Consider the following 15,596-nt stretch of genomic DNA (forward strand, 5'->3'; position numbering starts at 1 on the left):
TTTGTTGTGCTTTCTTATATGTTTCCTTTTACAATTTGTTAGGTATATTTAGGTTAGCGCCATTACACTTCTATTTTTTAATAACAAATTTAGGTTTTTCTCAAGCTAAATTTTGTTGATTAATATTGCATCGATTATTGACTGTATCAAGACTATTTTGCCAGTTTATGATATGATTAGGGCCAAATTCAACGGCAATGAGTTATGGCGATTATGAGTTATCAAGTTCTGGCACGCAAATGGCGACCAAAATCATTTTCTGAGGTTGTGGGGCAGCAGCATGTCCTTAAAATTTTGTCTAATGCACTTTCGCTAGGGCGAGTTCATCATGCTTATTTGTTTTCAGGCACTCGAGGAGTAGGTAAAACGTCAATTGCGCGTTTGCTAGCAAAAGGACTGAATTGTGAAACTGGAATTACAGCTACTCCATGTGGAGTTTGTGATAATTGTCGTTATATTGAACAAGGTCGTTTTGTTGATTTACTTGAAATTGATGCCGCATCTCGTACCAAGGTCGAAGACACTCGTGAAATACTTGATAACATCCAATATTTACCAACTAAAGGGCGCTTTAAGGTTTATTTGATTGATGAAGTGCATATGTTATCGCGCAGTAGCTTTAATGCACTTCTTAAGACCCTAGAGGAGCCTCCTGAGCATGTTAAGTTTTTATTGGCAACTACAGATCCTCAAAAATTACCTATAACGATTTTATCGCGTTGTTTGCATTTGCATTTAAATGTATTAGATACAACATTAATTGGTCAGCAACTTGAACATATTTTGAAATTAGAGCAAATCAGCAGCGATCCGAAAGCCATTGGGTTATTAGCTAAAGCCGCTAATGGCAGTATGCGTGATGCGCTGAGCTTAACCGATCAAGCGATTGCTCTTGCTAATGGTAAGGTCGATGTAGAATCAGTGTCGGTAATGCTTGGCACAATTGATAAGTCGGTTCCTTTTACAATTGTTGAAGCATTGCATAATAGTGATGGTAATGCCTTAATGCAACAAATTGAAGCAGCAGCTATACAAGGCGCTGATTGGGATAATCTGTTAGCCGAAACTATTACCTTATTGCATCAAATCGCGTTATTACAAGTAGTGCCAACTGCTTTGGGTGATTATACTGATAATGAAGAGCGCATACGTTTTTTAGCACAATATATGGCACCTAATGATGTGCAGTTGTTTTATCAAATTTTGCTAATGGGTCGTAAAGAGCTTTCTTTTTCGCCTGATAAAAAAATTGGTGTCGAGATGAGTTTTTTACGCGCTTTAGCCTTTATGCCAAAGGTAGTTGATGCTGTTACACCACCAGTTATGGCTAGTTCGGCATCTGTTCAAGGCAATAAGCATACACAAACACAAAAGCAAACTAAAGAACTGCCTAATACCCAATCGCAATCACAAGCAGTAATGCATACGAATTTATCAAGGCAAGCAGAAGTTAATAATCAGGCTGTAAATCAAACTAAAAAACAATCTCGAATTCAGCAATCTGATCCTATACTTGCAACAGTGAGCCAGCCAGTTAATCATACCGAACAGAATACACCACAACCAGTGGTAAGTTCGTCATTAACAAATGAGCAAAATCAGCATAACGATTTAACCGTTTTGTCTTCAAAAACAGCGTCAACATCTAAAGCCAAACCAGCAACGGCGGATCTAACGATTCCTGATGATGTGTCATCGGTGACTAAAAGCATTTTAGAAATGCGTATGCAGTTATTGAAAGAGGAACAAAATCCAAAAAAGTCTGAATCGGTTGATGCAAATCAACCACAAAATTTAGTAATAAATAAATCATTAACACGAATTAAACAGAGCGTTGTGCCAGTAAACGATATCGATAACAGCAATAGCAAAGAAGATATTACTGCTGAAAATTATCGATGGCAAGCTAGTGGTCTAGTTACAATGAAGGAAGAGCTAGTGGTCGATACTAAGGCTTTTCGTGAGTCACTAAATGGTGATAAAACTCCTGAAATGGCTAAGAAATTAATTACCGAAATGGCGCAAAAAGATGCTTGGTGTGCCGAGATCGAGCAATTAGATTTACCGCCGTTAATTAAGCAAATCGTAGTTAATTCAGCTTTTGAACAAGTAGATAGTGGAACGATTGTGTTGCATTTGCGTTCAAACGTTAAGCATTTAATTAATTCGGTATCGAATGTGATCAAAGTAAAAAAAGCGCTATGCAAACATCGTAAACAAGATCTTGATGTAGATATTATTATTGATGATGTAAATTATAAAACACCAGTTGAAATGCGCGAAGAGTTATACCAAGAAAAACTTGCGCAGGCGAAGATAACCATTGCCGAAGATTCAAAAGTGGCTACAATTTGTCGATATTTTGATGCTAAGATTGATGAATCCAGTATTCGTCCTGTATAATGCGGACTATATTTTTTTATGAGGAATTATTATGTTTTCAGGTGGAAAAGGTGGTTTGGGCAATTTAATGAAACAAGCCCAACAAATGCAAGCTAAAATGCAACAAGCACAAGAGGAGATCGCTAAATTAGAAGTTACTGGCGAATCAGGTGCAGGCTTAGTTAAAGTCACTATTAATGGTGCTCATAGTTGTAAGCGCGTTGAAATTGATCCATCGCTTATGGCTGATGATGACAAAGAAATGTTAGAAGATCTTATTGCTGCGGCTTATAATGATGCGGCTCGCCGTTTAGATGAAGCACAAAAAGAAAGAATGGCTCAGGTTACTGGTGGTATGCAATTACCACCAGGTTTTAAAATGCCGTTTTAAGTTAACGCATTAATTCAGTTAGTTAAACTTTTTACATTGCCGACTTTTAGTATCAAGTCGGCAATATTGTTTTCGTTATTGCCTGTCTATTTATACAGTTTTTCTTTATTATTTTTTTACTATCGGGTAAACTACACCTTATTATTTGCTTATTTGTTATGCTTTATTATTAAGGATATATTGTGATTGGTCGTTTACGTGGTACCATTATTGAAAAGCAACCTCCTAAAGTCTTGATAGAAGTCGGTGGCATCGGTTACGATGTGTTTATGCCGATGACCTGTTTTTATGAATTACCCGAAAATGGACTAGAGGTCATTGTGTTAACCCATTTTTCCGTGCGTGAAGATGCCCAAATCCTGTATGGTTTTAATCAAGAACAAGAGCGTGAATTATTTCGAGAACTCATTAAAGTTAATGGAGTTGGTCCTAAGTTGGCGTTAGCCATTTTATCGGGCATGTCAGCAGCACAATTCATTAGTGCTGTTGAACAAGGTGAAATTAAAACACTAGTTAAATTGCCTGGAGTAGGTAATAAGACTGCACAACGATTAATTGTTGAGATGAAAGATCGCCTTAAACATTTTGGTGAGCAATCATCAAATGTTAGCTTGGTTTCTGATTTAGATAGTGTTCAAAAGTTAGCTAACCAAATTGAAAGTGAGGCTGTTTCAGCTTTAATTGCATTAGGTTATAAACCACAAGAAGCCAGTCGTATTATTAGTAAAGTAATTAATCCAGATATGGATTGCGAAACGCTGATTCGTAAAGCCTTAAAATCGGTATTGTAAATAGAGATTTATTATGATTGAAGCGGATCGTTTGATTGCACCACAAGCGCAAAAGGAAGAAGAGTCATTAGATCGTGCAATTCGTCCAAAATATTTAGACGAATACATTGGTCAACCGCAAGTTCGTGAGCAAATGAAGATATTTATTCAAGCCGCTAAACAACGCAGTGATGCACTTGATCATGTGCTTATTTTTGGTCCTCCAGGGCTTGGAAAAACTACATTGGCTAATATTGTCGCAAACGAAATGAATGTAAATTTACGCACTACATCAGGCCCTGTTTTAGAAAAAGCCGGCGATTTAGCCGCTATGCTAACTAATCTAGAGCCAAACGATGTGCTGTTTATTGATGAGATTCATCGGCTTTCGCCTGTAGTTGAAGAAATTTTATATCCAGCTATGGAAGATTATCAATTAGATATTATGATTGGTGAAGGACCTGCTGCACGTTCAATCAAAATCGATCTTCCCCCCTTTACATTAATAGGTGCAACAACTCGTGCAGGGTCGTTAACTTCGCCATTGCGGGATCGTTTTGGTATTGTACAAAGACTTGAGTTTTATCGGGTTGAGGATTTGGAATATATTGTTAGCCGTAGCGCTAAATTTTTGGGTATGGATCTGTCAGACGAAGGTGCGCATTTAATTGCCCAACGTTCACGCGGTACCCCCCGAATTGCAAATCGACTTTTGCGCCGAGTGCGCGATTATGCCGATGTAAAATCAAAAGGTGTTATCGACAAAAAAATTGCTATTCAAGCGCTAGATATGCTTGATGTTGATAATGAAGGTTTTGATTATATGGATCGCAAATTATTACTGGCCATTATAGAAAAATTTATGGGTGGCCCTGTTGGTTTAGATAACATTGCCGCGGCAATTGGTGAAGAGCGTGAAACGATCGAAGATGTACTTGAACCTTTTTTAATTCAGCAAGGTTATATTCAAAGAACGCCACGTGGTAGAATTGCAACACCACATGCTTATCGTCATTTTGGGATAATTCAGGATAATTGAACAGTTAAAATTATACTAGTTTATGTCAACAAAAAGCGTGGCTATTTGATCAGCCACGCTTTTTTATTAATCAAGTTTAATCCTATTTGGAATTTAATCGAGCTCTTTTTCAGTAAACATGCCACTAAATAAGTCAGTACTTAAGTAGCGTTCACCAGAAGAAGGTAAAATGGCTACAATAGTTTTATTAGCATTTTCTGGTAATTTTGCTAATCGATCGGCAGCATAAACGGCGGCACCAGATGAAATTCCTGCTAAAATACCTTCTTTTTCCATCAAATTACGGGCTGTTTTGATCGCTTCTTCATTTGATACTTTTTCCACCACATCAATTAAACTTAAATCAAGATTTGCAGGAATAAAACCAGCTCCAATACCTTGAATTTTGTGAGGTCCCGGCTTAATTGGTTCACCTGCTAGTGTTTGACTGATTACTGGTGAGTTGGTTGGCTCAATGGCAACAGCAGTTATATTTTTACCCTGCGTTTTTTTGATATAACGTGTTACACCTGTAAATGTACCGCCCGTTCCTACTCCAGCAATAAAAATATCGACTTTACCATCGGTATCTTGCCAAATTTCAGGACCCGTTGTTTTTTCGTGAATTTCTGGATTAGCAGGATTACTAAATTGTTGTAGCATCAGGTTCTTTTTAGGATCCCTTGCCATCATTTCCTCTGCTTTTTCGATTGCACCTTTCATACCTTTAGCAGCTTCAGTTAATACTAAGTTAGCTCCTAAGGCTTTTAGTAGCTTTCTGCGTTCAATACTCATGCTTTCAGGCATGGTTAACGTTAGTTTATAGCCTCGAGCAGCGGCTACAGCTGCAAGTGCAATCCCAGTATTACCACTTGTTGGTTCAATTAATTCAACATCAGTAGTTAATAAACCACGCTTTTCAGCATCCCAAATCATGTTTGAGGCAATGCGGCATTTGACGCTAAAACTTGGATTGCGAGACTCAACTTTGGCTAAAATATTACCGTGACCAAAATGCTTTAATCTCACTAATGGTGTATACCCAATAGTTTGTGAATTATCATCAAAAATCTTACTCATAATAAAGTCCTTCTTTAGTTTCAATTAGCTCAAGAGAAACTCTCTCTAATTACTTAATCATATTTATCATTATAAATACTACCTAAAAAGATGGTACTAATTAATTATTATAATGATATTCATTTGAGCTATAAGGTGATCTTTGTTTGTAGGAGTTTTTTATAAATGTTAGTAATCGCCAAGATTCTAAAATTGAATTTTTGTTAAAAAATATGTTATTACAAAATATATGACTTTAAATCAACAAATTCTGGATCGGCTACACTAATTAGTACCAGTTTTATAAGGTCATTGTTATGATAAACTAAAAATAAATTAATGAAGCAAATATAAATTAGTACAGGTTAGGTAATTTTTTACGATGTTTATTTTGACTATTTTTCTCATATCAGTAATAGGAAGTATGGCTAGGGCTTAATACAGCTGAATTTTAATTGAATAGATGATAATCTGGCTTATTTGGATAATTTTAAATAGACCATCATATGGTACGCCCGGGTGGACTCGAACCACTGACCCCCACCATGTCAAGGTGATGCTCTAACCAACTGAGCTACGGGCGTATATTTGAAACACGCAAATATTAACTGTCAAATCGCTTTGTATCAAGTAAAAAAATAAAAAAATAGCTGTTTTTTTAGTCTGTTGAACTAAATTTATTATAGAATAAACGTAATATGCAATAAATTCTAAGAATTACAATAGATATTGTTTAATGCAGCTGTTTAAAAAACATTTTATTTTTCGGATTGAATTACCAGTTTTCGAAAATTGATGGTGGTTTGTTTACTTTAATTTAGCTATACTCGCTAGCCCAAGTCGGATTTTATATGTTTAGGTTAGTATGTCAATAAAAGATCATATTGAAGATGTTTTACAAAATGTTTTTGGTTACAAGTCATTTCGAAATCAACAAAGAGAAATTATTGAATCTATTATTGATGGTCGTGATACTTTAACAATTATTCCAACTGGGGGCGGAAAATCTTTATGTTATCAAATTCCCGCAGTTTTATTACCAGGAACAGCAATAGTTGTTTCACCCTTAATTTCTTTGATGAAAGATCAGGTTGATCAATTATTAGCTAATGGTATTGCTGCTGCCTATCTTAATGCCTCACAATCATCTACAGAACAACAAAAAGTTATCGAACAGTATTTGGATCATTCTATAAAACTATTATACGTCTCTCCTGAAAGATTGAGTGTTTACTCTTTTTCTTCATTAATTGATGAGTATCCTCCTTCATTAATAGCTATTGATGAGGCGCATTGCATTTCTCAATGGGGGCATGATTTTAGGCCTGATTATAGGCAATTAGGACAACTTTCTATTCGTTTCCCTAAAGTCCCTATTGTTGCATTGACTGCAACAGCAGACAAAATGACACAAACAGATATTATTCATCAACTTAATTTGGTTAACCCATTGGTTGTAGTAAGAAGCTTTGATCGCTCTAATATTCGTTATACAGTTGTTGAAAAATTTAATCAACTTGAACAAGTTGTTTCTTTTATTGAGACGCAAAAAGGCAATAGTGGAATTATTTATTGTTCAAGCCGTTCTAGAGTTGAAGATATGACAACTAGGCTTGCTTCCCGTGGGTTTTCTGTTAAGGCTTATCATGCGGGGTTGACTAATAATGAACGTCAACAGGCCCAAGAAGATTTTATAAAAGATAATGTGCAAATTATTGTAGCTACCGTTGCATTTGGTATGGGAATTAACAAACCTAATGTGCGTTTTGTTGTTCATGCTGATAGCCCAAGAACGATTGAATCTTATTATCAAGAAACAGGCCGTGCAGGTCGTGATGGTGTACCAGCTGAAGCTATACTATTATTTAATAGTAAAGATCTTAATTGGTATCAGCAACAAGTTATTAAAAAAGGGAATGGTCAACGTCAAGATATAGAATTACAAAAGATCAATGCAATGGAGGCTTTTGCACAAGGTTTGACTTGTCGGCGCATTGTGTTGCTTAATTATTTTGGTGAAGAGAGGACCGAACCATGTAATAACTGCGATGTTTGTTTATATCCTCCAGAGCTTTATAACGGTTTAATTGATGCACAAAAAGTTTTATCTTGTGTTTATCGTGTAGAACAGCATTATGGTGCTCAATATATTATTGACGTGTTACGTGGTTCTGGGCGATCTCAAATTAAAGAAAATGGTCATGATAAGTTATCGGTTTATGGCATTGGTAAGCAGCATTCATCAGATTATTGGCTAAGTGTTATTAGACAGCTAGTTTATTTGGGGTATTTAAGTCAAAATATATCTGCTTTTACTACGCTTCAGTTAACACAAAAAGCGCGTCTAATACTAAGAGGTGAAATATCATTATCATTAGCTAAACCACGTTTAGAAATTGTTAAGAAAAGCAGAATTAATCGCTATGCAAGAGCAATTAATTTAACAACAATTCTATCTTACGAAGAGCGTATTTTATTTAATAATCTTAAAAGATTACGCAAGAGTATTGCCGATGCTGAAGATATTCCTCCCTATATTGTTTTTAGTGATGCAACATTGCTTGAGATGGTTCAGACTAAACCTGAAAGTAAAAAACAGCTAATTAACGTTACTGGTGTGGGTAAAATTAAGTTACAAAAATATGGTAATTTGTTTTTAGATGAAATAAATGAATTTATGATAAAAAATATGTAACAATTTTATACTGAAAAATATTTCTTGAGCTTTTATATCGTTTGGTTCTGGTAATCTTCAAAAGGTACCTAATGGTTACATTTCATGTGTTGTTTCCTTCTTTCTGTATCTAATTAATAAAATAATCTACTGTTTTTCTTTTAATTTTATAATTATTAAAATTATATCTTACTAATTTATTTTAAATGTTATTGATATCTAATTTGATTGAATATCAAGCTGATTAAGCTATAATGCAACGACTTCAAATAATTTACAGTTGTAATGATTATTGGTTTTATCGGTGCAGGTAAAGTAGGTTGTACTTTAGCTAAGTATTTTTCTTTATGTGGAATGCAGATTTCTGGATTTTATAGCCAAACCTATGAACATGCAAAAGAGGCAAGTGATTTTACTCAAAGCCAACATTATACTTCTTTACCTGAATTAGTTAATGATAGTGATTGCATATTAGTCACAGTACCTGATGGTCAAATAGTCACAGTTTGGCAAGAACTTTGTCAATTATCTATTGCTAACAAATGGATTGGTCATTGTAGTGGTCTGTTAACATCGCATATTTTTAGTCAACATAAGGTTGTTCACCCATTTGCGTTTTCTTTGCATCCTTTATATGCTATTTATGATAGATTTAGTTGCTATATGGCAATGTCAGGTATCTCTTTTACTCTTGAAGCAAATGAAAATATTATCCCTCAATTACGAGCCACATTAGCTCCACTAAATAATCCTTTAGCAATTTTACCTGCAAGTAAAAAACCGTTGTATCATGCTGCTTGTGTTATGTTAAGTAATCAAGTTATTGCATTGGTTCAAATCGGTGTTGATTTGTTTAAACAATGTACACTAGATGCTGAATTTAGTGAACAGGCTTGGCATCCATTATTTCTAGGAAATGCAAATAATATTGGTAAAGTAGGAGTGATCAATGCTTTGACTGGACCTGTCGAACGTGGTGATATTGAAACTATCAAACAACATATTATGGCAATGCCTGATGAACTCAAGCCGATTTATCTACAATTATCAACTATTTTACTTAATATTAGTCGGACAAAACATCCAAATAAGGATTATCGACAATTAGAGCTGGAGCTGTTACCTTGAAAAATACAATTCTTACACTACAAAAACGCAAGCAAAATCAACAAAAAATTACCATGTTAACTGCATACGATTATACTACAGCCAAATTAATGGACGAAAGTGGTATAGATTGTCTGTTAGTCGGTGATTCTTTAGGAATGGTGATGTTAGGTTATGATAGTACTGTATCGGTTACTATGGAGGATATGATTCACCATTCCAAAGCAGTAGCAAGAGCCGCTAAGTCAGCTTTTGTGGTGACAGATTTACCTTTTATGTCTTATCACACGTCTGTATATGATGCGGTTTTAAATTCAGGTCGTTTAATCAAAGAAGGGCAAGCTCAAGCAGTGAAACTTGAAGGTGGGCAAGCATTTTATGAACATATCAAAATGATTACACAAGCATCTATTCCTGTTGTAGCGCATATTGGGTTAATGCCACAATCTGTACTTGCTTTAGGTGGGTATAAAGTTCAAGGTAAGGATTATGAACATGCTAAAAATATTGTTCTTGATGCATTAGCGGTTGAAAAAGCTGGTGCTGCAGCTATTTTGCTTGAGTGTGTTCCGGCAGGTTTAGCGAAATTTATCACACAATTAGTTAATATTCCGACGATTGGCATTGGAGCGGGGGGGGATTGTGATGGGCAAGTGCTAGTTTATCAAGATATGTTATCAATGTATGATGGTATTTCGTCAAAATTTGTGAAATCTTTTGCATCGATTGGTGAACAAATGAAACAAGCTTTTAAATTGTATTGCCAAGAAGTTAATAATCGACAGTTCCCAGCTACAAATCATGAGTTTTCTATTGAAGATAATGTTATAGAGAAACTCAAGCTTGAATTTACTATTAACCATAAGGGCTAATACAAATGAATATTGTAAGTACAATTAAAGAAGTCCAAGCACAAGTAAAAGCTTGGCGTCAAGCTGGGTATAGTATAGGGCTTGTTCCAACAATGGGATATTTGCATGAGGGTCACCAAAGTCTAATGGCTGCGGCTAAAAAGGAAAACCAAAAAGTAATTGTGAGCATTTTTGTTAATCCTATCCAGTTTGGTCCTTCTGAGGATTTAGCCAGCTATCCTCGTGATTTAAATAGAGATAAAATTGCTTGTGAGCAGATGGGGGTAGATTTGATTTTTTGCCCAACTGTTAATGAAATGTATGTTCCTAATTTTAGTAGCTATGTTGATGTTAATGGTTTAACCAACGCATTATGTGGACAAAAGCGTCCAGGGCATTTTAAAGGTGTTTGCACTGTTGTCACAAAATTATTCAATATTACGCAACCTGATCGTGCTTATTTTGGTCAGAAAGATGCACAGCAGCTAGCTGTAATTAAACGTATGGTAAATGATCTGAATTTTAATATTGAGATTGTTGGTTGTCCGATTGTGCGTGAAGCTGATGGGCTAGCTAAAAGCTCGCGTAATAGTTATTTGTCCGAAAGCGAACGATCCGCATCTGTTTGCCTTTATCAAGCTATAGAAAGTGCCAAAGCAATGATAAAGCAGGGAGAAAAGTCAGTAACTGTTATTACAAAAGTTATGCATGAGCTTATAACCAATCAACCCTTAGCTAAAATTGATTATATTGAATTTGTTGATCTAACATCTTTACAATCGGTTGATATGCTTGAGCAAGATAGCTTATGTGCGTTAGCCGTTTATATTGGTAAAACACGGTTAATTGATAATTTTATATATCAACATCCCTAGTTATAACAATATTTTGGTGATAGATATATAAAACCGCTTGATATAAAGCGGTTTTTTTGTCATTTGTCGTGTAATAAAAATTTTTTAAAAAGATTAAATCAACGAGTTTATTATTCTGCCAATTTATTGTTTAGCTATTTTACTGTAGAATGGTCAAAATTTTATGCCTTAAATCAGGATTTATGCACTAATTATGAAAAATACGACTTATAATCCACAAGAAATTGAACAACCTATTTACAAACATTGGGAAGAAAGTGGGTATTTCAAACCCAATGGCGATAAGTCCCAACCAAGTTACTGTATTGCTATCCCACCACCAAATGTAACTGGGAGTTTACATATGGGGCATGCATTTCAACAAACTATTATGGATGCCTTAATTCGTTATCATCGTATGCAGGGCAATAATACTTTGTGGCAATCAGGAACCGATCATGCAGGTATAGCAACGCAAATGGTTGTAGAGCGGAAAATTGCTGCAGAAGAAAACAAAACTCGTCATGATTATGGTCGTGATGCATTTATCGAAAAAATCTGGCAATGGAAAGCTGAATCAGGTGGCAGCATTACAAAGCAAATGCGTCGTTTAGGGGATTCAGTTGATTGGGAGCGTGAGCGTTTTACAATGGACCAAGGCTTATCCAATGCCGTTAAGGAAGTTTTTGTTAGATTATATCAAGAAGATCTGATTTATCGCGGCAAACGTTTAGTTAATTGGGATCCAAAACTGCGTACCGCTATTTCTGATCTTGAAGTCGAAAATCGTGAAGTGAAAGGTTCAATGTGGCACTTACGTTATCATCTTGCTGATGGTGTGAAAACATCAGAAGGAAAAGATTATTTAGTTGTCGCCACAACTCGTCCTGAAACATTATTCGGTGACACAGGTATTGCTGTTAATCCTGAAGATCCACGCTATAAAGATCTGATTGGTAAATTTGTAGTATTACCGTTCGTAAATCGTCGCATTCCTATTATTGGTGATGAACATGCCGATATGACTAAAGGTACTGGTTGTGTAAAAATCACACCTGCTCATGACTTTAATGACTATGAAGTTGGGCATCGTCATCAGTTACCAATGATAAATATCCTAACTTTTGATGGTAATATTCGTACACAAGCTGAAGTATTTGATACTAACGGAGAACCTAGCACGTTATATTCAACTGATATACCATTAGAATTTCAGAATTTAGAGCGTTTTGCTGCCCGTAAAGCTATTCTTGCACAATGTGAAAAACTAGGTATTTTGGAAAAAATAGAACCTCATGATTTAACCATTCCTTATGGTGATCGTGGCGGTGTTGTTATTGAACCTATGTTGACGGACCAATGGTATGTGCGAGCCAAAGTGCTCGCAAAACCAGCCCTTGATGCGGTCAAAAATGGCGATATTCAGTTCGTACCAAAACAATACGAAAACATGTATTTTTCTTGGATGAATGATATTCAAGATTGGTGTATTTCCCGTCAATTATGGTGGGGACACCGTATTCCTGCGTGGTATGATAAACAAGGTAATGTATATGTGGGGCGTGATGAAGCTGAAGTACGACGTGAAAATAATTTGTCAAATGATATTGAGTTAGAGCAAGATGAAGATGTGCTTGATACTTGGTTCTCGTCTGCGCTTTGGACATTTTCAACGTTAGGTTGGCCAGAAAATACTGACGACTTAACCACGTTTCATCCAACGAATGTGCTAGTGACCGGTTTTGATATTATATTCTTTTGGGTAGCTAGAATGATCATGATGACCATGCATTTTATAAAAGATGAACATGGAAAACCGCAAGTCCCATTTAAAACGGTGTATGTCACAGGTCTAATTCGTGATGAAGAAGGACAAAAAATGTCAAAATCTAAAGGAAACGTTATCGATCCTTTAGATATGATTGATGGTATTTCTTTAGCTGATTTGTTAAAAAAACGAACAGGCAATATGATGCAACCACAACTTGCTGAGAAAATTGCTAAGCGAACAGAAAAGCAATTCCCAAATGGCATTGAAACGCATGGTACTGATGCACTACGATTTACACTCGCAGCACTAGCATCAACAGGGCGTGATATTAATTGGGATTTAAAACGTTTAGAAGGTTATCGTAATTTCTGTAATAAACTATGGAATGCAAGCCGTTATGTGTTAATGAATACTGAGCAGCATGATTGTGGTTTTAAAGGAGGAGATTTAGATTATTCGCTAGCTGATAAATGGATTTTGGCTGAATTTAATCAAACAGTTAAAAATTATCGTGAGGCATTTGATACTTATCGTTTTGATTTGGCTGCTAATATTTTATATGAATTCACTTGGAACCAGTTCTGTGATTGGTATTTAGAACTAACGAAATCCATTTTAGCTAATGGCGAAACATCGCAGCAACGTGCAGCTCGTCATACGTTAGTGACTGTATTAGAAGCTCTATTACGTCTGGCTCATCCAATTATTCCATTTATAACGGAAGAAATTTGGCAAAATGTAAAACCACTAATGGATATTAAAGCTGATACCATTATGTTACAACCAATGCCTATTTTTGATAACCAGTCTTCAAATGATGAGGCAGTTGCAGATATTAATTGGATAAAAGATGCGGTAATTGCTGTACGTAATATTCGTGCAGAAATGAACATTGCACCAAGTAAGCCACTACAGTTATTAATTCGTAAAGCGTCACCAACAGTGCATCGAATTACTAGCAATAATATTAGTTTTATTGAATCATTAGCAAGATTATCTGAAATAGTCTTATTAGATGAAAATGAAACTGGACCTTTATCAGTAACTAAATTAGTTGACGGTGCGGAATTATTAATACCTATGGTAGGATTAATTAATAAAGAAAATGAACTTGCTCGTTTAGAAAAAGAAATTGCACGCATTGAAGGTGAAATTATGCGGATTGCAAACAAGTTATCTAACGCAAGCTTTGTTGATAAAGCACCTGCGGCAGTGGTCACTAAAGAGAAAGAAAAACAACAAGGTTATATTAATGATAAAGCCAAACTGCAAGAACAATATTTGCTGATAAAAAATCTTTAATATTAATAATAAAAAGCCTCTCAAATGAGAGGCTTTTATACTTATTAAATCAAAATTTGTACCCAACTCCAATCATAGCAACCCAAGGATCAAGCTTATAATTGGCTGTCACTTTTGTATTGCCTAAATGTGTAGTTGCTTTCGTTTCAATATCAATATAACGTATTTGAGCATTAACGAGCCAATTTTCATTGAAAGTATAATCAGCACCAACCTGTGTTGCCCAGCCCCAGGAACTATCAAGATCTAAACCATGGAACCCAGCCTTTTTAGCTTCACCATTGAGTTTTTCATCAAAAAAGAAGGTGTAGTTTATGCCCATTCCAAGATAAGGTTGAAACTCATATTGCGAATCAAGCGGATACCAAACAGCACTTAATGTTGGCGGTAGGTGTTTAATTTTTCCTAAATGAGCACCAGAAAGGCCTGTTGAATTACCACCACCTAACTTAAGCTGATGGCTAAAAGGCGTTGCAGCTAGCAATTCGACACCAATATTATCAGTAACCATATATTGAAAGTTTAATCCAAGTTGGGGATCGTTATCTGCCTTTGCTTTTAGATCGCTTTTTACTCCACCTACTTTAACATGATCACTTTTATCTTGAGGATGAACATAAACCGGTCCTCCACGAATTATAATTTCATTTGCTGTATGAGCATAAGCCAAAGAGCTTACTAATCCCATTGAGATAAGCATTGTAATTGATGATACTTTCATTTTTGCCTCCAAAGTTAAATTCCGAATTAATGTAAATTATGACAACAAGTTTTAGTTAGATAAATAATATTGATTTTATAACTAATTTTATTTTACAATATTATAATACTGAATTTGATATTTCTGAGATTTATATCAAAATTCCTGACAAATAAAATTAAATTGATAACTTGCATTATTAATATAATTTATATAAAATAAACGGAAATATTTAAGTGGGTTGTTAGCTCAGTCGGTAGAGCAGTTGACTCTTAATCAATTGGTCGCGGGTTCGATCCCCTCACAACCCACCATTCTTCTTATTTAAACTCTTATCTAATTCCAAAAAATATTATAAGATAAATAGCTAAGCTAAAAGTTATTTGCATCAAGTTGCACTGAATTGTGTATATGTTTTGTATACAAACTTTCTTGACTAAGTTGGCTAGTAATAAACTGTAGGAAAACGCAGAGTTGTTTACACTTCATGGTTAAAATAATCCTCTAAAAACTCATAAGGCGTTTTCCCTGAAATCGCTTTATGTGGTTTAACGGTATTATAAAAATTAATAAAGCGTTTCAGTTTTTGTTTTCTATCTATTGAATCGCTAAATATATGCTGATTATGCCACATCGCAATTCAAAGTTCGTATCACTCTTTCGGCTTTCCCATTCGTTTGTGGGCAGGCGGGTTTGGTGAATTTTTGATTAATACGG

At 35.3% G+C, this 15,596-nt stretch carries 12 protein-coding genes and 2 tRNA genes; 10 read left to right on the plus strand and 4 right to left on the minus strand.

Going from position 1 to position 15,596, the window contains the following annotated elements:
- Positions 1 to 213: 213 nt before the first annotated feature.
- The 4 genes from dnaX (at position 214) to ruvB (ending at position 4,582) form a co-directional block, all read left to right on the plus strand.
- A complete protein-coding gene (gene dnaX, locus A9G38_RS06925; RefSeq protein WP_034912823.1) occupies positions 214 to 2,403 on the plus strand; it encodes a DNA polymerase III subunit gamma/tau in 2,190 nt (729 codons plus the stop codon).
- A 31-nt stretch (positions 2,404 to 2,434) separates the two neighbouring features.
- Positions 2,435 to 2,773: a YbaB/EbfC family nucleoid-associated protein gene (locus A9G38_RS06930; RefSeq protein ID WP_034912828.1), complete on the plus strand. Its 339-nt coding sequence runs from the start codon at positions 2,435 to 2,437 to the stop codon at positions 2,771 to 2,773.
- 182 nt (positions 2,774 to 2,955) lie between these two features.
- Entirely contained in the window at positions 2,956 to 3,564 is a 609-nt protein-coding gene (gene ruvA / locus A9G38_RS06935) for a Holliday junction branch migration protein RuvA (protein WP_034912833.1), read from the plus strand.
- A gap of 13 nt (positions 3,565 to 3,577) precedes the next feature.
- Positions 3,578 to 4,582, plus strand: coding sequence for a Holliday junction branch migration DNA helicase RuvB (gene ruvB, locus A9G38_RS06940; protein ID WP_034912838.1), 1,005 nt, complete (start codon positions 3,578 to 3,580; stop codon positions 4,580 to 4,582).
- 93 nt (positions 4,583 to 4,675) lie between these two features.
- On the opposite strand, the gene cysK is transcribed toward ruvB, so the two are convergent.
- Complete coding sequence (gene cysK / locus A9G38_RS06945) at positions 4,676 to 5,641, minus strand: cysteine synthase A (protein WP_034912841.1); 966 nt, start codon at positions 5,639 to 5,641, stop codon at positions 4,676 to 4,678.
- Positions 5,642 to 6,127: 486 nt separating this feature from the next.
- Positions 6,128 to 6,204, minus strand: a tRNA-Val gene (locus A9G38_RS06950).
- Between the two features lie 281 nt (positions 6,205 to 6,485).
- On the opposite strand from A9G38_RS06950, the gene recQ reads away from it, so the two are divergent.
- The 5 genes from recQ to A9G38_RS06975 all read left to right on the plus strand — a co-directional run bounded on the left by recQ (position 6,486) and on the right by A9G38_RS06975 (position 14,179).
- Positions 6,486 to 8,315: a DNA helicase RecQ gene (gene recQ / locus A9G38_RS06955; protein WP_034912847.1), complete on the plus strand. Its 1,830-nt coding sequence runs from the start codon at positions 6,486 to 6,488 to the stop codon at positions 8,313 to 8,315.
- A gap of 264 nt (positions 8,316 to 8,579) precedes the next feature.
- On the plus strand, positions 8,580 to 9,422 hold the full coding sequence (locus A9G38_RS06960; RefSeq protein ID WP_034912851.1) for a Rossmann-like and DUF2520 domain-containing protein: 843 nt from the start codon (positions 8,580 to 8,582) through the stop codon (positions 9,420 to 9,422).
- Positions 9,419 to 10,273, plus strand: a complete 855-nt coding sequence (gene panB / locus A9G38_RS06965; protein ID WP_034912857.1) for a 3-methyl-2-oxobutanoate hydroxymethyltransferase — start codon at positions 9,419 to 9,421, stop codon at positions 10,271 to 10,273. The genes A9G38_RS06960 and panB overlap by 4 nt, the downstream gene beginning before the upstream one ends.
- 5 nt (positions 10,274 to 10,278) lie before the next feature.
- Positions 10,279 to 11,127, plus strand: a complete 849-nt coding sequence (panC, locus tag A9G38_RS06970; RefSeq protein ID WP_034912860.1) for a pantoate--beta-alanine ligase — start codon at positions 10,279 to 10,281, stop codon at positions 11,125 to 11,127.
- Positions 11,128 to 11,320: 193 nt separating this feature from the next.
- Positions 11,321 to 14,179, plus strand: coding sequence for a valine--tRNA ligase (locus tag A9G38_RS06975; protein ID WP_034912865.1), 2,859 nt, complete (start codon positions 11,321 to 11,323; stop codon positions 14,177 to 14,179).
- A 49-nt stretch (positions 14,180 to 14,228) separates the two neighbouring features.
- Here the strand turns inward: A9G38_RS06975 and A9G38_RS06980 are convergent, their stop codons facing one another.
- Positions 14,229 to 14,900 carry an OmpW family outer membrane protein gene (locus A9G38_RS06980; protein ID WP_034912868.1) on the minus strand — a complete coding sequence of 224 codons (672 nt, stop codon included), beginning with the start codon at positions 14,898 to 14,900 and terminating at the stop codon, positions 14,229 to 14,231.
- A gap of 217 nt (positions 14,901 to 15,117) precedes the next feature.
- On the opposite strand from A9G38_RS06980, the gene A9G38_RS06985 reads away from it, so the two are divergent.
- Positions 15,118 to 15,193 (plus strand) — tRNA-Lys (locus tag A9G38_RS06985).
- 164 nt (positions 15,194 to 15,357) lie between these two features.
- Here A9G38_RS06985 and A9G38_RS06990 read toward each other — a convergent pair.
- Positions 15,358 to 15,513 (minus strand): integrase core domain-containing protein, encoded by a 156-nt coding sequence (locus A9G38_RS06990; RefSeq protein ID WP_141671754.1) that lies wholly within the window; start codon positions 15,511 to 15,513, stop codon positions 15,358 to 15,360.
- Positions 15,514 to 15,596: the final 83 nt, after the last annotated feature.

The organism is Gilliamella sp. Imp1-1, assembly GCF_001690415.1.
GTDB lineage: Bacteria > Pseudomonadota > Gammaproteobacteria > Enterobacterales > Orbaceae > Gilliamella > Gilliamella bombi.

What these genes read in the sequence shown, in the direction of transcription:
- ruvB (WP_034912838.1), top strand. Translation starts at nt 3,578, where the DNA reads ATGATTGAAGCGGATCGTTTGATTGCACCACAAGCGCAAAAGGAAGAA.
- cysK (WP_034912841.1), bottom strand. Translation starts at nt 5,641, where the DNA reads ATGAGTAAGATTTTTGATGATAATTCACAAACTATTGGGTATACACCA.
- A9G38_RS06980 (WP_034912868.1), bottom strand. Translation starts at nt 14,900, where the DNA reads ATGAAAGTATCATCAATTACAATGCTTATCTCAATGGGATTAGTAAGC.
- panC (WP_034912860.1), top strand. Translation starts at nt 10,279, where the DNA reads ATGAATATTGTAAGTACAATTAAAGAAGTCCAAGCACAAGTAAAAGCT.
- A9G38_RS06930 (WP_034912828.1), top strand. Translation starts at nt 2,435, where the DNA reads ATGTTTTCAGGTGGAAAAGGTGGTTTGGGCAATTTAATGAAACAAGCC.
- A9G38_RS06975 (WP_034912865.1), top strand. Translation starts at nt 11,321, where the DNA reads ATGAAAAATACGACTTATAATCCACAAGAAATTGAACAACCTATTTAC.
- A9G38_RS06990 (WP_141671754.1), bottom strand. Translation starts at nt 15,513, where the DNA reads ATGTGGCATAATCAGCATATATTTAGCGATTCAATAGATAGAAAACAA.
- recQ (WP_034912847.1), top strand. Translation starts at nt 6,486, where the DNA reads ATGTCAATAAAAGATCATATTGAAGATGTTTTACAAAATGTTTTTGGT.
- dnaX (WP_034912823.1), top strand. Translation starts at nt 214, where the DNA reads ATGAGTTATCAAGTTCTGGCACGCAAATGGCGACCAAAATCATTTTCT.
- A9G38_RS06960 (WP_034912851.1), top strand. Translation starts at nt 8,580, where the DNA reads ATGATTATTGGTTTTATCGGTGCAGGTAAAGTAGGTTGTACTTTAGCT.